Below are 17,817 nucleotides of genomic sequence, written 5' to 3' on the forward strand. Positions count from 1 at the left end.
TTTGCCTCTCCGATCAAGCGGTAACGGCCTGATTCTGCGGCTCAACCACTGCCACCAGCCCCTCCTTCATCCGCTTCGCATCCCGCACAAAGCAGCGCGAGGCGAGGAACAGGAACACCATGGTCAGGAACAACGCCACCGGAATCAGGTACATCGCATCATGCAGGCCGACGGCCTTGAAGGCTTCGGTCATCTGCTCGGCGCCCGCCGCGACCATCGCCGACTTGGCGAAGTGATCCGACAAGCCGCCGACCACCACCGGACCCAGCCCGCCGCCGAGCAAATACAAGCCGGCAAAGAACAGCGCCATCGCCGTAGCCCGCAGGCGCGGCTCGACCACGTCCTGAATCGCCGTGTACACGCAGGTGTAGAAGTTGTAGGCGAACAGCCAGCCCACACTGAACACCGCGACAAACACCCCGATCTCGATACGCCCGGCATGCAGCGCCCACGCCGTGCACAGGGTCGAGATGATCAGGCTGAACGCGGCAAACAGCAGTCGCCCGTTGGCCACCCGCTGGTGAATCTTGTCGGCGATCCAGCCGCCGAGGGTCAGGCCGATCAACCCGGTCACACCGACGATTACCCCGGTCGCCACCGCCGCTTCCTGCAACGGCATCAGGAAATAACGCTGGAGCATCGGCACCAGGAACGAGTTGCAGGCGTAGGTCGCGAAGTTGAAGCACAGCCCGGCCATCACCAGCCACAGGAAGGTCGGAATGGCGAGGACCCGACGAATCGGCCTGTCGACTTTCTCCTGGGACACCTGTACGGTTTCCGCCGCGCCACGCTTGGGTTCCTTGATGAAAAACATGAACACCGCCAGCACCAGCCCCGGCACGGCGGCGATGAAAAACGGTGCGCGCCAGCTGTCGAATGCCTTGACCATCCAGCCGATGGTGAAGAAGGCCAGCAGCAGTCCCAGCGGCAGGCCGAGCATGAAGATGCCCATGGCCCGGGCCCGGCGATGGGCCGGGAACAGGTCGCCGATCAGCGAGTTGGCGGCGGGCGCGTAACTGGCTTCACCGATGCCGATGCCCATGCGCACCAGCAGAAAACTCCAGAAACTGCCGACCAGACCGTTCACGGCAGTGAGCGCGCTCCAGGTCGCCAGGCCCCAACCCATCAGTTTGCTGCGCGAACCGGTGTCGGCCATTCGGCCCAGTGGTAGCCCGGCAATCGCGTAGACCAGAGTGAACGCAGTGCCGACAATCCCCAGCTGAAAGTCGCTGAGGTGCCATTCCATGCGGATCGGCTCGATGATGATCGCCGGGATGGTGCGGTCGAAGAAGTTGAACAGGTTGGCAAGGAACAGCAGGAACAGAATGCGCCAGGCATTCGCCGCTTGGGTCGAGTTCTGCATGGGTCCGTCTCTTTATTGTTATGAGGGCTTCACTGCCAACGCATCCGAGCCCGGAACCTGCAATCTAGTCACGCTCGTCGGGGCTGTCTGTGATCATTCGCAAGCCTGATGACGGGCCATGGCCGTGTAACGAAACGTAAGCCCTTGAAATGCTTCGAATCCCCCGAAAACCGGGGGTTTTGCGGAAAAATCCGGCAATGAAAAAATACTTTCACGCCCCCCTTCCCAACGCCGTGGCGAAGCCTAGAATGGCCGCCGGATCCGTCCGGTTCCTGCCGATCAACCCCTTTGATATCCCGCCCATGTCCGAAGCCAGTCCGTGTCTGAATTGCGGTGCCTGCTGTTCCCATTTTCGTGTGTCATTTTTCTGGGGTGAATGCGCATCCTCCGGCGGGACTGTGCCCGATGAACTGGTCACCCAGATCACCCCCAGCCGGGTCGCGATGATCGGCACCGACCGCAAGGCGCCGCGCTGCACCGCGCTGGAGGGCGAAGTCGGAAAAGCGGTGGCCTGCACGATCTACGACAAGCGTTCCAGCCCCTGCCGCGAGTTCGAAGCGTCTTGGGAAAACGGCGAACAGAACACCGACTGCGACAAGGCCCGCGCCCGCTTCGGCCTGCCACCGCTGCAACCGCACTGGAACGAAGTCGCCTGAGTTCAGGCCTGTGCACGCTTAGCGCCATTCGCTATGAGGCTAATGCCGAAATCATTAGCACCAATGTGCCACTACCGCTTGCACGGCAAAAACCGCCTCTATACTGCAAACATTCGCCTGCGTTGATGACGCAGTAAGGACGTATTCAGAGACGGGGCATGCTATGGAGTGGCTTGGTTTGCAGTTCGTTGCCGAGCAGCCGGAGAGCGGGCAGGTCATCCTCAATTGCACACACAATCCCCTGCTGGTGCTGGTGGCTTACCTGGTCGCCTGCGCCGCGAGCTTCGCCACCCTCGACATGGCCGAACGGGTCGCCCACGCTGAAGAGCCCGGCTCGCAGCGGATATGGCGCTGGATCGGTGCAACCTGTCTGGCCGGCGGCATCTGGGCCATGCACTTCATCAGCATGCTGGCGTTCCAGGCGCCGATCGGCATTCAGTACGACCTGCCCGTGACCCTGTTTTCCCTGGTGATCGCGCTACTGGCGTCCTGGCTGGCGATGCACACCCTGAGCACGCCCCAGCCGAGCCTGCTGCAGTACCTCAAGACCGCCATCGTCATTGGTCTGGGCATCGCCGGCATGCACTACGTCGGCATGGCCGCCATCGAATCCGCCGCCTCGGCTTACTACGACCCCACTCTGTTTCTGGCCTCGATCGTGATCGCGATCGGCGCCAGCTTCGCCGCACTGTGGGTGGCCGGTTATCTGCGCGAAGGCAGCGGCCTGCACATCCAGATGCTCAAATACGTGGCGGCGCTGATTCTCGGTGCGGGCATCCTCAGCATGCATTTCACCGGCATGGCGGCGCTGCAACTGGTGCTGCCCGAAGGGCAACTGCCGACCCTGGCGTCGCAAACCAGCCATTTGCAGTTGGGCCTGACCGTCGCGCTGATCACCTTGCTGATTCTTGGCAGCGCCATCAGCGCCGCATTGGCCGACAAGAAGCTGCAGAACAAGGAGCACGATCTGCGCCGGGTCAACGCCCTGCTCAGCCAGCTGGATCAGGCACGCATGTCGCTGCAGCACGTGGCCAACTACGACGCGCTGACCAACCTGATCAACCGGCGTGGCTTCAATCAGATCTTCGCTGAAAAACTCAGCCAGAAAACCAGCGAAGGCGGGATGCTGGCAGTGATGTTTCTCGACATCGACCACTTCAAACGCATCAATGACAGCCTCGGCCATGACGCCGGCGACGAACTGCTGAAGGTCATTGCCCAGCACATCAAGGGCTCGGTGCGCAGCCATGAAGATGTGGTGGCGCGGTTCGGCGGCGACGAGTTCTGCATCCTGATCGGTCTGCGCGACCGCGAAGAGGCGCGCAACCTGGCCCAGCGCATCATGCTCAAGATGAAAGAGCCGATCGAACTGGCCGGACGGCGCATGGTGATGACCACCAGCATCGGCATCAGCCTGTTTCCCGAGGACGGGTCCACCTGCGATGAACTGCTCAAGCACGCGGATCTGGCGCTGTACCAGTCCAAGGGCGCCGGGCGCAACGGCGTGCACTTTTTCGATTCCAATCTGAAAAACCGCGCCAGCCTTGAACTGCAACTGGAGGAAGAGTTGCGCCACGCGCTGCGTCAGGAGAACGGTCTGCTGCTGTATTACCAGCCGATCTTCGAACTCAAGACCGGCAAGGTTACCAAGCTTGAAGCGCTGATCCGCTGGCAGCACCCGGTGCACGGCCTGCTCACCCCGGACCGATTCATTGCCATCGCCGAAAACAACGGCCTGATTGCCGAACTCGACAACTGGGTCCTGCGCAAGGCCTGTGAGGACCTTGGCGAGCTGTCGCGCCATGGCTGTGAAGAACTGAAGATTGCCTGGAACTGCTCACCGCTGAATCTGGCCCGGGAAGAACTGGCCAATGAAATCGAGCATGCCTTGCGCAGCGCCGGGGTCGCCCCGGAACGGCTGGAACTGGAAGTCACCGAAAACGCCTTGATGGGCAACATCGCCAACACCCTGGTGCTGCTGCGGCAGATCCGCGCCCTCGGCGTGTCACTGTCGATCGACGACTTCGGTACCGGCTATTCGTCGCTGGCCTATCTCAAACGCCTGCCGCTCAACACCCTGAAGGTCGACCGCTCGTTCATCCTCGACATTCCCAAGGCCACCGCCGACATGGAGATCGTCCAGGCGATCATCGTCATGGCGCACACCCTGCACTTGCAGGTGGTCACCGAAGGCGTCGAAAGCCTGGAGCAATACGAATTCCTGGAGCGCTCGGGCTGCGACTTCATTCAGGGTTACCTGCTCAGCCGCCCGGTGCCACTGGCCGAACTGCGTCCGGTGCTGGAGGAAATCAATCAGCGCAAACACGCGCACGCGGTCAATCCGTTGAGTCTGGCGCGCGGTACATTTGCACCAGTGTCGCTGGATCCTTCTGCAAAAAGCCTTGTGCCCCATGCAGGCGCATCAGTTGTGCGGCCAATCCGCTGATCGGCGTGGCCGAGCCGGTTTCCCGGGAAAACTTGACCGCGGTATCCAGATCTTTCAGCAGCGTGCGCACGTGCCACTTCACCGGCTCGAAACGGCTTTCGGCCATTTGCGGGGCGAGGATCTGCAACGGTCTGGAATCGGCAAAACCACCGGCCAGCGCTTCGGCAATCAGGCTGGCATCGACCCCGGCCTGTTCGGCCAGCGCCACCACTTCGGCAATCACCAAGGCGTTGCAGGCGACGATCATCTGATTGCAGGCCTTGGTCACCTGACCGGCGCCCACGCCGCCCATGTGTGTGACCCGCTGCCCGAGTTCGAGCAGCACCGGGCGTACTCGCTGCAGATCCGCCTCGGCACCGCCGACCATGATCGCCAGGCTGCCGGCCTCGGCCCCGACTACCCCGCCGGACACCGGCGAATCGAGCCAGGCCATGCCCGTCTTGTCGGCCAGCTCGGCTGCCATCTCACGGGTCGCCGTCGGTTCGAGGCTGGAAAAATCCACCAGCAACTGACCGGGTTTCGCCCCTTCGGCCACGCCCGCCGGGCCGAACACCACTTCGCGAACCACCGCGGTGTCCGCCAGGCACAGCATCACCACGTCAGCCTGTTCACAGAGTTCAGCGGGAGTCGCCACCTGCCGGGCGCCAGCCTCGACCAGCGGCGCGCACTTGGCCGGGTTGCGGTTCCACACGGCCAGCGGATAGCCGGCGGCCAGCAGACGGCGGCACATCGGCAGGCCCATCAGACCGATTCCGGCAAACCCCAACGAAGGTCGCGTTGACATCATTTAGCCTCCTTTTGATTAAAGATCGCCGAATAATGGCCGATCCATCATCAATCAGGAAAGGATTCCCCCGCGCGACACTCAGGCCATAACCCTGACGCACGGGCCAAATACGCGCAGAAAAAAGACGCGAGATTCCCATTCCGTGAGGCTCGACGACAGCGGTCGCCGACCAACCAGTCCAGGTATATGGCGCACAATGACTTCTAAAAACAATCCGGCCACTGCGGTATCCGATCTGACTCTGAGCCCAGCGGCGAACAGCCCTGCCCCGATGAAGCCATTGCCACCCTCGCGTCCGCTGGGCACCCAGCAATACCTGTACTTCACCGAAACCAATACCGACCGCATCCTCGACAACCTTGATGGCCTGCGTGACCTGGTATTCCCGCGCCCGCCGCACCTGGAAGGCGACAACGAACAGCACAACGATCAGGAATTCCCGTCGGTGTGCCTGATCGGCCTCGGTCGCTGCGGCTCCAACATCGCCCTCGACGTGGCGGAGCTGGTGTACAACGCGCGCAAGTTCTACCTCAACGAATTCAACAACGAGGATCGCGCGGCTGACCGTCGCCTGGCCTCCGACAAAGGCTACAGCCCGGCCCAGTGGATCAAGCAGAATCTGCGGATCGGCCCGAACAAATCGACCAAACCGGTGTTCCTGGTAGAACCGCTGGTGATGCTCGGCGATCTCGACAAGGACATTGCCGGGCGTATCCGCTTCTCGCGCAAGGGCGAAAAGAGCGGTTTCCTGCGCGACTACAGCAAGATGAAGATCATGGACTTGTCGGAAGTCCACGCCGGTGGTGCCGGTAACGCACCTATTCTCGGCCAGTATCTGGCGAAGATCATCCTGAACAAGGACACCCAGCGCTTCTCCAGCCCTGACTGGAAAATGATCCACTCGTACCTGATCGACAGCTGCGGCATCAAGGCCAACCAGTCGCGCCTGTATTTCTCGATCTTCAGTGCCGGCGGCGGTACCGGTTCGGGCATGGCCTCGGAATTCGGCCTGGCCCAGCAGCACTCGTACATGAACAAGACGTTCGACACCAAGCCGATGGACGAGCACGACGGCAAGAGCGGTCATTCGTTCGTGTTCGAACCGATCTTCACCAGCGGCATCTGTGTGCTGCCGAACATTTCCGACCACCGCAGCGAAATGTCCGAGGCGCTGCACATCAACGCCGGTCGCCTGCTGTGCAAATACCTCTCGGAAGAATGGGATTTCTCGTACAACTTCGCCAACGAAGACAGCAGCGAAGCCAGCGTCATGGGCCGTATCCGCCCATGGAACGCGATGATGCTGATCTCCAACGACATCATGCGTTATGCCGAAGAGAGCGATGACGGCAACATCCAGAACATTGATGTCAATGCGATGGAGAAGCACGCCAACCAGTACATCTCGCAGCAGATCTTCAACATTCTGACGGCCCAGGCGGTCACGACCGACTACGACCAGAACTATTTCCGCCGCGCCGGCATCGACATCGGCGAGACCATTCGCCTGGACGCCAACGACCTGTTCATGAGTCTGGCCGGCCCGGTGGCGATTGCCTACGCCGAGTCGGTAGTGCCGGAAACCCCGCCGCCGAGCAGCGACAAGTTCAAGGTGTTCGACAAAGAGCCGCAGCGCCTGAACATCGACGACCTGTTCTTCCGCTCGATCGATCTGCCGCACTTCAACAAGGTGACCCAGGCCATCGAAGGCATCAGCCTGCTGCCGATCGAGTCCAAGCGCTATCGCGCGTCGCTGGAGCAGTACAAGAATTCCGGCTACGATGCCGCCGCGCTGCATGACCTGCACTTCTTCAAGAATTGCTCGTCGGTGGTCTCGATCGTTTCGCTGCCGAAAGACTACAAGCTGTCGTACATGGACCTGAACCGGTTGAAGACCCACCTCAACAGCCTGTTCCCCAACACCACGCTCAAGCGCTACGCGCTGGTGATCGGCGCCTCGGCCAACCTGTCGCTGACCACCCTGATCGCCAAGAGCCCGTGCCTGTCGGACGACTTCCTGACGCTGATCGTGGCGTTCATCAAGCGTTGCTTCGCCAAGACCCCGTACCGTTTCGACGAGACCCTGGACAACTCGATCCTCGATTTCATCATTCAGGAAGAGTTCGACGAGGACCGCATCGACGACCTGCTCAACGAATTCGAGAACCCGGCGAAGATCCTCGATACCAACTGGTACGCGATCAAGCCGATGTACGAGAAGAAGTACCGCGAACTGATCAACGACAAAGAGAAGTTTGTCTCGATCAACGACATTCGCCTGTCGCGCGATTGCGTGAAGAAGTCGATCAAATACTTGCGCGAGATCTACCGTCACCGGATCGGCAAGACCAAGGTTATTTCCCTCAATAACCACACTGGCAAGTCTTACTCGGTCTGACACCAGACCGAGGCGCCCCTATCGCGAACAGTTTCGCTCCCACAATGGAATGCATTTCCTGTGGGAGCGAGCCTGCTCGCGATAAGGCGCTCAAATTCCCGGTTTATTCGGCCTTCCCAACATCCCGAAACAATTAAGCAGCCGTTAGGCTGCTTACTAAACTGTGCCCGTTACGTTTACGTCACCGTTATGCCACCTACGCTTGTGGCATTTCTCTACGGCAACGTGCCATCACGCTACTCCGCTACACACTTTTTGCCGACATGCACTCGCACCAACAAGGTGCAACCCGTCAGGCCACTGCCCTTTCCTGGACCAGGATCCATGGCCGGACCACCACCGCCCACATCTCTGGATCACGCTCGAAAATATCCAGCGCCCGCGTTTCAGACAGCTTGGCGACCTTGTCTTCGGCCAGCCAGGCAGCGACTTTCTCGCCCTGATCCGCCGCCACGGCCTCGGCGACCGCGATCAAATCCAGGCTGGCGTCGACCCACAATAGGGCACCCTGGGCGTAGAAGCGCTCCAGCTCTTTCCAGGTAATAGATGCGGTTTCACCAAGCAGCTTGGCATAGAGGGTGCTAGGTTCTTGATTCATGGGACTGTCCGGAAAAGAAATCGGCGCGAATGATAACGTCGGTGGTCCGGCAGAAAAACCCGGTTGCAAAAGGTCGTACCGAACGAAAAGAGCAGGAACGCCAAGGAATGCTGATGATTGGGGTATAAGCCCTCTGAACGTCCCGCCGCAATTCTGTCTTTTTCTTTCATTTAAGCGACACCCTCAGGTTTTGCCCCCTGGCGCCAGCTTCCCAGGCCAACAACCGGCGCTCTACACTGTACCGGTACAGTTGCCGGGGGCCTTTCCGGAGGGTATCGCCTAGATATCTGTCCCGGTTCTGCTGCTACGGCGTCAGGACTCAAAAAAAATACAACAGTAAGAGTGGAGCACTATGACTAAGGCTACTAAGCAGATTTCCAAACTGTTTGCCGCTATGGTTCTGGCCGGGGTTGCCAGCCATTCGTTCGCAGCTGACACCATCAAGATCGGTATCGCCGGCCCTAAAACCGGTCCAGTAGCCCAGTACGGCGACATGCAGTTCAGTGGCGCGAAAATGGCCATCGAACAGATCAACGCCAAAGGCGGCGTCGACGGCAAGAAGCTCGAAGCCGTTGAATACGATGACGCCTGCGATCCAAAACAAGCGGTAGCAGTCGCGAACAAGGTCGTCAACGACGGCGTCAAGTTCGTGGTCGGCCACCTGTGCTCCAGCTCCACCCAGCCCGCTTCGGACATCTACGAAGACGAAGGCGTGATAATGATCACCCCGGCTGCCACCAGCCCGGACATCACCAACCGTGGTTACAAAATGGTCTTCCGCACCATCGGTCTGGACAGCGCCCAAGGCCCTGCAGCCGGTAACTACATCGCCGATCACGTGAAGCCGAAAATCGTCGGCGTGCTGCACGACAAGCAGCAGTACGGTGAAGGCATCGCCACCGCCGTCAAATCCACCCTCGAGAAGAAAGGCACCAAGGTTGCCGTGTTCGAAGGCGTCAACGCCGGCGACAAGGACTTCTCCGCGATCATCGCCAAGCTCAAGCAAGCCAACGTCGACTTCGTCTACTACGGCGGCTACCACCCGGAGCTGGGCCTGATCCTGCGTCAAGCCCAGGAAAAAGGCCTGAAAGCCAAGTTCATGGGTCCGGAAGGCGTGGGTAACGACTCGATCACCCAGATCGCCAAGGACGCTGCCGAAGGCCTGCTGGTGACCCTGCCGAAATCCTTCGACCAGGATCCGGCCAACGTGGCCCTGGCCGATGCATTCAAGGCCAAGAAAGAAGACCCGAGCGGCCCGTTCGTGTTCCCGTCCTACTCGGCGGTTGAAGTGATTGCCGAAGGTATCAAGGCTGCCAAGTCCGAAGATGCTGCCAAAGTAGCTGAAGCCATCCACAAAGGCACCTTCAAGACTCCGACCGGCGACCTGAGCTTCGACGACAAGGGCGACCTGAAGGACTTCAAGTTCGTGGTTTACACATGGCACGCTAACGGCCCAAAAACTGAAGCGTCGCCTCAGTAAGGCGCTGCCTGACTGACTGCCAATAAAGCCCACGGCGTGCCGTGGGCTTTGTTTTACGAACGTATTGGGCCGCGCTGGCGTGATCCGCCAGTCTCCCCACCTGAAAATCTCAAAACCGTCATCAGCGGTTCGCTGGCAAAACCCGGATTCGAAGTGGATATAGATCCACGGGGCCGGGCGGGAAAATGACTCCACCAGTGAAATGCGTATCAGGTTTTTAGGAGCGCTGTAATGCCTGACATCTATCACTTCTTCCAACAGCTGGTTAACGGCTTGAACGTTGGCAGCATGTATGCCCTGATCGCCATCGGCTACACGATGGTCTACGGCATCATTGGAATGATCAACTTCGCCCACGGCGAGGTGTACATGATCGGTTCCTACGTGGCGTTCATCGCCATCGCCGGGCTGACCATGATGGGACTCGAAAGCGTCCCGCTGTTGATGACCGTGGCGTTCATCGCCAGCATCGTCGTCACCAGCTCCTACGGATACAGCATCGAACGCATTGCCTACCGCCCGTTGCGCGGCAGCAACCGTCTGATCCCGCTGATTTCCGCGATCGGTATGTCGATCTTCCTGCAGAACACGGTTCTGCTGGCGCAAGACTCCAAGGACAAAGCAATCCCCAACCTGATTCCGGGCAACTTCGCCTTCGGCCCAGGTGGCGCACATGAAGTGCTGATTTCCTACATGCAAATCGTGGTGTTCGTGGTGACCCTGATCGCCATGCTCGGCCTCACGCTGTTCATCTCCCGCTCTCGCCTGGGCCGCGCCTGCCGCGCCTGCGCCGAAGACATCAAGATGGCCAACCTGCTGGGCATCAACACCAACAACATCATCGCCCTGACCTTCGTCATCGGTGCTGCGCTGGCGGCCGTCGCGGCCGTGCTGCTGAGCATGCAATACGGCGTGATCAACCCGAACGCCGGTTTCCTCGTCGGCCTCAAGGCCTTCACCGCCGCAGTGCTGGGCGGGATCGGCAGCATCCCCGGCGCCATGCTCGGCGGGCTGGTGCTCGGGGTGGCGGAAGCCTTTGGCGCCGATATCTTCGGCGACCAATACAAGGACGTCGTGGCTTTCGGCTTGTTGGTTCTGGTGCTGTTGTTCCGTCCGACCGGCATTCTGGGCCGTCCGGAGGTTGAGAAAGTATGACTAGGAATCTTAAACAGGCGTTGTTCAGCGCCTTGCTGGTCTGGGCCGTGGCCTATCCGGTACTGGGCCTGAAACTGACTATCGTCGGCACCAATCTGGAAGTGCACAACACCAGCCCGGCCATTCTGGCGACCATCGCCATCTGCTCGGTGCTGATGTTTCTGCGGGTGCTGTTCAACCAGCAGATCAGCAAGGCGTGGCGTTCGTCGCCGGGCATGCCGCTGATCCCGGCCAAGGCCAGCAACTTCCTGACCCTGCCGACCACCCAGCGCTACTTCATCATCGCGCTGATCATCGGTGCGCTGGTGTGGCCGTTCTTCGGCTCCCGCGGCGCAGTGGATATCGCGACGCTGATCCTGATCTACGTGATGCTCGGCCTGGGCCTGAACATCGTGGTCGGCCTCGCCGGTCTGCTCGATCTGGGTTACGTCGGCTTCTACGCCGTCGGCGCCTACAGCTACGCGCTGCTGTCGCACTACTACGGCCTGAGCTTCTGGATCTGCCTGCCGATTGCCGGCCTGATGGCGGCGACGTTCGGCTTCCTGCTCGGCTTCCCGGTGTTGCGTCTGCGCGGCGACTACCTGGCGATCGTGACCCTCGGTTTCGGGGAAATCATCCGCCTGTTCCTGCGTAACCTGACCGACATCACCGGTGGTCCGAACGGGATCAGCAACATCGAGAAACCGACGTTCTTCGGCCTGACCTTCGAACGCAAGGCCGCGGAAGGCCTGCAAACCTTCCACGAGTATTTCGGCCTGGAATACAACTCGATCAACAAGGTGATTTTCCTCTACCTGGTTGCCCTGCTGCTGGCGCTGGCCGCACTGTTCATCATCAACCGCCTGCTGCGCATGCCGATCGGCCGTGCGTGGGAAGCGCTGCGTGAAGATGAAATCGCCTGCCGTGCGCTGGGTCTCAACCCGACCGTGATCAAGCTCTCGGCGTTCACCCTGGGTGCGAGCTTCGCCGGTTTCGCCGGCAGCTTCTTCGCCGCCCGTCAGGGTCTGGTGACGCCGGAGTCGTTCACCTTCATCGAGTCGGCGATCATCCTCGCCATCGTGGTGCTGGGTGGCATGGGCTCGCAGCTGGGCGTGATTCTCGCGGCCGTGGTGATGATCCTGCTGCCGGAAATGATGCGTGAGTTCAGTGAGTACCGCATGTTGATGTTCGGCGCCCTGATGGTGTTGATGATGATCTGGCGTCCACAAGGTCTGCTGCCGATGCAACGCCCACACATGGAGTTGCGAAAATGAGCCGCGAGATCCTTAAAGTCGAAAACTTGAGCATGCGCTTCGGCGGCTTGCTGGCGGTCAACGGCGTGGCCCTGACCGTCAAGGAAAAACAGGTGGTGGCGCTGATCGGGCCGAACGGCGCGGGCAAGACCACCGTGTTCAACTGCCTGACCGGCTTCTACCAGCCATCGGGCGGCAGCATCCTGCTGGACGGCGAGCCGATCCACGGCCTGCCGGGCCACAAGATTGCCCTCAAAGGCGTGGTGCGGACCTTCCAGAACGTGCGCCTGTTCAAGGACATGACGGCGGTCGAGAACCTGTTGATCGCCCAGCACCGTCACCTGAACACCAACTTCCTGTCCGGCCTGTTCAAGACCCCGGCGTTTCGCAAGAGCGAGCGCGAGGCCATGGAGTTCGCCGAGTACTGGCTGGAAAAGGTCAACCTGAAAGAGTTCGCCAACCGCCCCGCCGGCACCCTGGCCTACGGTCAGCAGCGTCGTCTGGAAATCGCCCGCTGCATGATGACCCGTCCGCGGATCCTCATGCTCGACGAACCGGCCGCCGGCCTGAACCCGAAAGAAACCGAAGACCTCAAGGCGCTGATCAGCGTGCTGCGTGAAGAGCACAACGTGACCGTGCTGCTGATCGAACACGACATGAAACTGGTCATGAGCATTTCCGACCACATCGTCGTGATCAACCAGGGCACGCCCCTGGCCGACGGCACGCCGGAGCAGATCCGCGACAATCCTGAAGTGATCAAAGCCTACCTGGGGGAAGCGTAAATGCTGCAGTTCGAAAACGTTTCCACCTTCTACGGCAAGATCCAGGCCCTGCACAGTGTCAACGTCGAAGTCCGCCAGGGCGAGATCGTGACCCTGATCGGCGCCAACGGTGCCGGCAAGTCCACGCTGCTGATGACGCTGTGCGGTTCGCCGCAGGCCCACAGCGGCAGCATCCGCTACATGGGTGAGGAACTGGTCGGCCAGGACTCGTCGCAGATCATGCGCAAGAGCATCGCCGTGGTGCCGGAAGGCCGTCGGGTATTTGCCCGTCTGACCGTCGAAGAAAATCTGTCCATGGGCGGATTCTTCACCGACAAGGGCGACTATCAGGAACAGATGGACAAGGTTCTCGGACTTTTCCCACGCCTGAAAGAACGCTTCAACCAGCGCGGCGGCACCATGTCCGGCGGCGAACAGCAAATGCTCGCCATCGGCCGTGCGCTGATGAGCAAGCCGAAATTGCTGCTGCTCGACGAGCCGTCGCTGGGCCTGGCACCGATCATCATCCAGCAGATCTTCGACATCATCGAACAACTGCGCAAGGACGGTGTGACGGTGTTTCTGGTCGAGCAGAACGCCAACCAGGCGCTGAAAATCGCTGACCGTGCCTACGTTCTGGAGAACGGCCGGGTGGTGATGCAAGGCACCGGCGAAGCGCTGCTGACCGACCCGAAAGTGCGCGAGGCGTACCTCGGCGGTTGATGGATCGCTTCAAACAGAAAACGGCCTTCGGGCCGTTTTTTTGTGCCCGGCAAAAAATCTTTTATTGATCGCTGTAACGCATCCCCAAGTCGTTTCTCTAGTGGGGCAAGCAAGCGCAATCGCTTGTTCAAACCCAAGTTAAAACCGGAGAAACATCATGACTGCTACCACCCGCACCCTGTCCGCCACTGCCCTGGTTCTGGCCCTCGGTTCTGCTCTGAGCATCGCTGCCGTCTCTACCGCCCACGCTGCTGACGACAACATGGAAAAATGCTTCGGCGTGGCCATGAAAGGCAAGAACGATTGCGCCGCAGGCGCAGGCACCACCTGTGCCGGCACCGCGAAAATGGATCATCAGGCCAACGCCTGGAAGCTGGTTCCGAAAGGCACCTGCACCACCACCGAAAGCAAAACCTCGCCGACCGGTTTCGGTCAGCTCGAAGCGTTCAAAGCCAAGTCCTGATCCGGGAGCCGCCCGAGTGTCGATCATGATCACATCCTGCGACCATGCCTTGCGCCGCACTCGGGCAGCCCTCACCGGGCTCCCGTCCCGTGCCGGGCTGGGGCTCAAAAGCGAGCACTTCAGCGAAGTGCTCGATTCACGTCCGGACATCGGTTTTTTCGAAGTCCACGCCGAAAACTACATGGTGGCCGGCGGCCCGTTTCATCATTTTCTGGGTTTGATTCGCGACGCGTATCCGCTGTCGTTGCATGGCGTCGGGCTGTCCATCGGTGCCGAAGGCGCGCTGGATGTCCAGCACCTCAAACGCCTGTCAGCGCTGATCGAGCGCTATCAACCCCACTCTTTTTCCGAACACCTGGCCTGGTCGAGCCATGGCCCGGTGTTTCTCAATGATTTACTGCCCCTGGCGTACGACACGCCGACGCTGAATCGCGTCTGCGATCACATCGACCAGGTGCAGAACACCCTCAAACGCCCGATGCTGCTGGAGAACCCGGCAACCTATCTGGCCTTCCAGCGCTCGACGATCGACGAAGCGGAATTCATCCGTGAGGTCATCCGGCGCACTGGCTGTGGTCTGTTGCTGGACGTGAACAACGTCTACGTCTCGTGCATCAACCATCAGCGCGCCCCCCTGGCTTATCTCGACGCACTGCCGCTGCACGCGGTGGGCGAGATTCATCTGGCGGGGTTTGCTGAAGACTCCGACAGCCTCGGTGATCGCTTGCTGATCGATGATCACGGCGCACCGATCGATCAAGCCGTCTGGTCGTTGTATCGAAAAGCGCTGGAACGTGTCGGCCCGGTGGCGACGCTGATCGAACGGGACAATCAGGTGCCGGCCTTCAACATGCTGTTGGCGGAAGCGCAGCAGGCCGATGAGCTACTGCTGTGCGCGGGAGGTCGGCCATGAGCACTCAAGCCGCATTCAGCGCAGCGTTGCTCGATATCGACCTGCCCTGCCCCGACGGTTTGTGCAGCGCCAACGGCGCCGATCCGGCCAGCCGTTTCGCGGTGTATCGCAACAATGTTCAGAGCTCGTTGATCAACGCACTGGCCGACAGTTATCCCGTGGTGGTGCAGTTGGTGGGGGACGAATTCTTTCGGGCCATGGCCGGAGTTTTTGTGCAAAGCCATCCGCCACACAGTCCGTTAATGAGCGATTACGGCAGTGAGCTGGCGGACTTCATCAGCAAGTTCGGACCTGCCGCGAGCGTTCCCTATCTGGCCGATGTCGCGCGGCTCGAACGCTTGCGCACGCAGGCCTACCACGTTGCCGATGTGTTACCCCTCAGTCAGGACCTGATCGCTGCTGTATTTGCAGATGTCGATGCACTCAACGAACTGCGTATCGGCCTGCACCCTTCGCTGCATCTGCTCGATTCAAGCTTCGCCGTGGTGGACGTCTGGGCCGCGCATCAGCACGACGCGACGCTGGCCGGGATCGATCTGCACCACGCCCAACACGCTTTGATCCTGCGCAACGGACTGGAGGTCGAGGTGTTCGCCATGGATAGCGGCGCCAGCCAGTTCATTCGCCAGCTCAAGGCCGGCCACTCACTCACGCAGGCGCTGGAATCCGCCGAGGCCTTCGACCTCAGCCAGACCCTCGCCCTGCTGATCAGTCGCCAAGTCATCACTCATTTCCATCCAAAGGTGTCGTCATGAACAGCCTCATTGTCCGCGCCATCGCGCTGCTGGAAAAAATCCCCCACAGTCTGATCGCTTTCATCGCGCGTTTTTCCATCGCAGCGGTGTTCTGGAAATCCGGGCAGACCAAGATCGAAGGCCTGGCCGTCGACCTGATCGATGGCACCTTCGAGTTCGGCTGGCCGCGTCTGGCCGACTCGACGATTCCACTGTTCAAGAGCGAATACCACGTGCCCCTGCTGGCGCCGGAAATCGCCGCACATCTGGCCGCGTTTGCCGAGCATTTCTTCCCGGTCCTGATCCTGATTGGCTTCGCCACGCGTTTTTCGGCACTGGCATTGCTGGGCATGACCCTGACCATTCAGCTGTTCGTGTATCCGGATGCGTACCCGACCCACGGCACCTGGATGGCGGTGTTGCTGTACCTGATGGCGACCGGGCCAGGCAAACTGTCGATCGATCACCTGATCGCCAGGCACTACAACCGGTCCAGCGCCTCGCCGCTGAGCTTGAACCAGCCGATCAGGTAATCTGCCAGCACCTGGGTGCGTTTCGGTAGACCGCCCTGATACGGGTGCACCAGATACATCGGCATGCGTCGGGTCTGAAAATCGCGAAGGAGCCAGCGCAATCGGCCGTCAGCCAATTCCGCCTGCAACAGGTAGGACGGCAGGCGAGCGATCCCGGCGCCGGCCAATGCGGCTTTCTTCAACAGGTTATAGTGATTGCTGGCGAACGGCCCCGACACCCGCACCCGCAGCAGTTCGTGCTGCTGGTGATAGAGCCATTCCTCGCGACCGCTGTAATGACTGTTGAGCAGGCAACGGTGCTCGGCCAGCGCCTGCGGCGTCAGCGGTTCGCCAAAGCGCTCCAGATATTCAGGACTGGCGCAGGTCATTTCCTGCCAGGCCAGCAGCGGCTTGGCCACCAGTCGCTCGTCATTGGCCACCTCGGTGCGGATCGCCAGATCGAAACTGTCGCGAGACAGGTCGCGGTAGCTGTTATTCAGCTCCAGTTCGATCTGTACCTCGGGGTATTTCTGCGAGAAATCCAGCAGCAGACCGTCGAAGAAGGTTTCCCCCAGCGACACCGGAACCGTCATACGCACCGGGCCGGCCATGTCGTCCTTCAATCGCGCCAATGCCTGACGCGCTCGCTCCACCTGGACGACAAGCGCCTGAGCCTGTGGCAACAACGCCGCACCGGCCGCCGTCAGGCTCAGCCGACGCGTGGTGCGTTGCAGCAACACCACGGAAAACCGCGCCTCCAACTGACTGATGCGCTTGGACAACTGCCCCTTGCTGCACCCCAATTGCTGCGCCGCCAAGGTAAAACTGCCGGCTTCGATCAACACCGCGAACGCCGCCAGATCATCCATCTCGCTCATGGATTGTTTCCATTTGAAAACCAAAGGTTGCCCATTAGTGCGCTTATCCGCAGAAAAAACCACTCTAGACTGAAACCTCGTTCAATCACTTGAGGCAATCACGATGAAAATTCTGTTGATCGGCGCGGGCGGCACCATCGGTTCGGCCGTGGACAAAGAGCTGTCGCAGCGTCATGAAGTCATTCGTATCGGCCGCAGCAGCGGCGATTTCCAGGTGGATATCAGCGACAGCGCATCGATCCGCAAGCTGTTCGAACAGACCGGCAAGTTCGACGCGCTGGTCTGCGCCGCCGGCAACGTGACCTTCGCCCCGCTGGGTGAAATGACCGAAGACAGCTTCGCCCTCGGCCTCAAAGACAAGTTGATGGGCCAGGTCAATCTGCTGCTGATCGGCCGCGAATTCGCCAACGACGGCGCATCGTTCACCTTCACCACCGGCGTGCTCAGCCACGATCCGATCCGCAGCGGCGTCTCGGCTGCACTGGTCAACGGCGCGCTGGACAGCTTCGTCCGCGCAGCGGCCATCGAACTGCCACGCGGCCTGCGCGTGAATTCGATCAGCCCGACCGTGCTGGTCGAAGCCATGGGCAGCTATGCCCCGTACTTCCGTGGCTACAAGCCGGTTCCTGCGGCGGATGTGGCATTGGCCTACGCCAAAAGTGTCGAAGGCTTGCAGACAGGTCAGACATTTCACGTGGGCTAAACCCTTGTGATG

The 17,817-nt window shown here is 60.4% G+C and carries 17 protein-coding genes; 13 read left to right on the forward strand and 4 right to left on the reverse strand.

Features of this window, described 5'->3' with window-relative positions; genetic code table 11:
- Window positions 1–13: 13 nt before the first annotated feature.
- Complete coding sequence (locus ACODTD_RS17975; RefSeq protein WP_011332808.1) at window positions 14–1,363, reverse strand: spinster family MFS transporter; 1,350 nt, start codon at window positions 1,361–1,363, stop codon at window positions 14–16.
- 302 nt (window positions 1,364–1,665) lie between these two features.
- Between ACODTD_RS17975 and ACODTD_RS17980 the strand changes: the two genes are divergently transcribed.
- Both ACODTD_RS17980 and ACODTD_RS17985 read left to right on the forward strand, forming a co-directional pair.
- Entirely contained in the window at window positions 1,666–2,019 is a 354-nt protein-coding gene (locus ACODTD_RS17980; RefSeq protein ID WP_011332807.1) for a YkgJ family cysteine cluster protein, read from the forward strand.
- 163 nt (window positions 2,020–2,182) lie between these two features.
- Window positions 2,183–4,465, forward strand: a complete 2,283-nt coding sequence (locus ACODTD_RS17985) for a putative bifunctional diguanylate cyclase/phosphodiesterase (protein ID WP_011332806.1) — start codon at window positions 2,183–2,185, stop codon at window positions 4,463–4,465.
- Here ACODTD_RS17985 and ACODTD_RS17990 read toward each other — a convergent pair.
- On the reverse strand, window positions 4,356–5,252 hold the full coding sequence (locus ACODTD_RS17990) for an NAD(P)-dependent oxidoreductase (RefSeq protein ID WP_011332805.1): 897 nt from the start codon (window positions 5,250–5,252) through the stop codon (window positions 4,356–4,358). The genes ACODTD_RS17985 and ACODTD_RS17990 overlap by 110 nt on opposite strands.
- A gap of 196 nt (window positions 5,253–5,448) precedes the next feature.
- Between ACODTD_RS17990 and ACODTD_RS17995 the strand changes: the two genes are divergently transcribed.
- On the forward strand, window positions 5,449–7,650 hold the full coding sequence (locus ACODTD_RS17995; protein ID WP_011332804.1) for a hypothetical protein: 2,202 nt from the start codon (window positions 5,449–5,451) through the stop codon (window positions 7,648–7,650).
- A gap of 292 nt (window positions 7,651–7,942) precedes the next feature.
- Here the strand turns inward: ACODTD_RS17995 and ACODTD_RS18000 are convergent, their stop codons facing one another.
- Complete coding sequence (locus ACODTD_RS18000; RefSeq protein WP_201816769.1) at window positions 7,943–8,248, reverse strand: DUF2288 domain-containing protein; 306 nt, start codon at window positions 8,246–8,248, stop codon at window positions 7,943–7,945.
- 352 nt (window positions 8,249–8,600) lie between these two features.
- Here ACODTD_RS18000 and ACODTD_RS18005 point away from each other — a divergent pair, with 352 nt between their 5' ends.
- From ACODTD_RS18005 to ACODTD_RS18045, 9 genes are all read left to right on the forward strand, one after another.
- Complete coding sequence (locus tag ACODTD_RS18005; RefSeq protein WP_201816771.1) at window positions 8,601–9,728, forward strand: branched-chain amino acid ABC transporter substrate-binding protein; 1,128 nt, start codon at window positions 8,601–8,603, stop codon at window positions 9,726–9,728.
- A gap of 231 nt (window positions 9,729–9,959) precedes the next feature.
- Window positions 9,960–10,883: a high-affinity branched-chain amino acid ABC transporter permease LivH gene (livH, locus tag ACODTD_RS18010; RefSeq protein WP_007959165.1), complete on the forward strand. Its 924-nt coding sequence runs from the start codon at window positions 9,960–9,962 to the stop codon at window positions 10,881–10,883.
- Entirely contained in the window at window positions 10,880–12,136 is a 1,257-nt protein-coding gene (locus ACODTD_RS18015; protein WP_011332801.1) for a high-affinity branched-chain amino acid ABC transporter permease LivM, read from the forward strand. The genes livH and ACODTD_RS18015 overlap by 4 nt, the downstream gene beginning before the upstream one ends.
- Window positions 12,133–12,900, forward strand: coding sequence for a high-affinity branched-chain amino acid ABC transporter ATP-binding protein LivG (gene livG / locus ACODTD_RS18020; protein ID WP_007959160.1), 768 nt, complete (start codon window positions 12,133–12,135; stop codon window positions 12,898–12,900). Before ACODTD_RS18015 ends, livG begins: the two co-directional genes overlap by 4 nt.
- Window positions 12,901–13,602, forward strand: coding sequence for an ABC transporter ATP-binding protein (locus tag ACODTD_RS18025; protein ID WP_003222380.1), 702 nt, complete (start codon window positions 12,901–12,903; stop codon window positions 13,600–13,602).
- Window positions 13,603–13,759: 157 nt separating this feature from the next.
- Window positions 13,760–14,065 (forward strand): BufA1 family periplasmic bufferin-type metallophore, encoded by a 306-nt coding sequence (locus ACODTD_RS18030; protein WP_011332799.1) that lies wholly within the window; start codon window positions 13,760–13,762, stop codon window positions 14,063–14,065.
- Window positions 14,066–14,090: 25 nt separating this feature from the next.
- Entirely contained in the window at window positions 14,091–14,978 is an 888-nt protein-coding gene (gene bufB, locus ACODTD_RS18035) for an MNIO family bufferin maturase (protein WP_041475510.1), read from the forward strand.
- A complete protein-coding gene (locus tag ACODTD_RS18040; protein WP_011332797.1) occupies window positions 14,975–15,733 on the forward strand; it encodes an HvfC/BufC N-terminal domain-containing protein in 759 nt (252 codons plus the stop codon). Before bufB ends, ACODTD_RS18040 begins: the two co-directional genes overlap by 4 nt.
- Window positions 15,730–16,245, forward strand: coding sequence for a DoxX family protein (locus ACODTD_RS18045; RefSeq protein WP_011332796.1), 516 nt, complete (start codon window positions 15,730–15,732; stop codon window positions 16,243–16,245). The genes ACODTD_RS18040 and ACODTD_RS18045 overlap by 4 nt, the downstream gene beginning before the upstream one ends.
- On the opposite strand, the gene ACODTD_RS18050 is transcribed toward ACODTD_RS18045, so the two are convergent.
- A complete protein-coding gene (locus ACODTD_RS18050; RefSeq protein WP_041475158.1) occupies window positions 16,194–17,102 on the reverse strand; it encodes a LysR family transcriptional regulator in 909 nt (302 codons plus the stop codon). The two genes, ACODTD_RS18045 and ACODTD_RS18050, sit on opposite strands and share 52 nt — an antisense overlap.
- 103 nt (window positions 17,103–17,205) lie before the next feature.
- On the opposite strand from ACODTD_RS18050, the gene ACODTD_RS18055 reads away from it, so the two are divergent.
- The gene (locus tag ACODTD_RS18055; RefSeq protein ID WP_011332794.1) at window positions 17,206–17,805 is read left to right on the forward strand and encodes a short chain dehydrogenase; all 600 of its coding nucleotides are present in this window, start codon (window positions 17,206–17,208) and stop codon (window positions 17,803–17,805) included.
- The last annotated feature ends 12 nt before the right edge of the window (window positions 17,806–17,817 follow it).

The sequence above is a fragment of the Pseudomonas sp. FG35 genome (assembly GCF_057809295.1).

What these genes read in the sequence shown, in the direction of transcription:
- ACODTD_RS18025 (WP_003222380.1), top strand. Translation starts at nt 12,901, where the DNA reads ATGCTGCAGTTCGAAAACGTTTCCACCTTCTACGGCAAGATCCAGGCC.
- bufB (WP_041475510.1), top strand. Translation starts at nt 14,091, where the DNA reads ATGATCACATCCTGCGACCATGCCTTGCGCCGCACTCGGGCAGCCCTC.
- ACODTD_RS18055 (WP_011332794.1), top strand. Translation starts at nt 17,206, where the DNA reads ATGAAAATTCTGTTGATCGGCGCGGGCGGCACCATCGGTTCGGCCGTG.
- ACODTD_RS18050 (WP_041475158.1), bottom strand. Translation starts at nt 17,102, where the DNA reads ATGAGCGAGATGGATGATCTGGCGGCGTTCGCGGTGTTGATCGAAGCC.
- ACODTD_RS17980 (WP_011332807.1), top strand. Translation starts at nt 1,666, where the DNA reads ATGTCCGAAGCCAGTCCGTGTCTGAATTGCGGTGCCTGCTGTTCCCAT.
- ACODTD_RS18030 (WP_011332799.1), top strand. Translation starts at nt 13,760, where the DNA reads ATGACTGCTACCACCCGCACCCTGTCCGCCACTGCCCTGGTTCTGGCC.
- ACODTD_RS17995 (WP_011332804.1), top strand. Translation starts at nt 5,449, where the DNA reads ATGACTTCTAAAAACAATCCGGCCACTGCGGTATCCGATCTGACTCTG.
- ACODTD_RS18015 (WP_011332801.1), top strand. Translation starts at nt 10,880, where the DNA reads ATGACTAGGAATCTTAAACAGGCGTTGTTCAGCGCCTTGCTGGTCTGG.
- ACODTD_RS18040 (WP_011332797.1), top strand. Translation starts at nt 14,975, where the DNA reads ATGAGCACTCAAGCCGCATTCAGCGCAGCGTTGCTCGATATCGACCTG.
- ACODTD_RS18005 (WP_201816771.1), top strand. Translation starts at nt 8,601, where the DNA reads ATGACTAAGGCTACTAAGCAGATTTCCAAACTGTTTGCCGCTATGGTT.
- ACODTD_RS17985 (WP_011332806.1), top strand. Translation starts at nt 2,183, where the DNA reads ATGGAGTGGCTTGGTTTGCAGTTCGTTGCCGAGCAGCCGGAGAGCGGG.
- ACODTD_RS18000 (WP_201816769.1), bottom strand. Translation starts at nt 8,248, where the DNA reads ATGAATCAAGAACCTAGCACCCTCTATGCCAAGCTGCTTGGTGAAACC.
- ACODTD_RS18045 (WP_011332796.1), top strand. Translation starts at nt 15,730, where the DNA reads ATGAACAGCCTCATTGTCCGCGCCATCGCGCTGCTGGAAAAAATCCCC.
- ACODTD_RS17975 (WP_011332808.1), bottom strand. Translation starts at nt 1,363, where the DNA reads ATGCAGAACTCGACCCAAGCGGCGAATGCCTGGCGCATTCTGTTCCTG.
- livG (WP_007959160.1), top strand. Translation starts at nt 12,133, where the DNA reads ATGAGCCGCGAGATCCTTAAAGTCGAAAACTTGAGCATGCGCTTCGGC.
- ACODTD_RS17990 (WP_011332805.1), bottom strand. Translation starts at nt 5,252, where the DNA reads ATGATGTCAACGCGACCTTCGTTGGGGTTTGCCGGAATCGGTCTGATG.
- livH (WP_007959165.1), top strand. Translation starts at nt 9,960, where the DNA reads ATGCCTGACATCTATCACTTCTTCCAACAGCTGGTTAACGGCTTGAAC.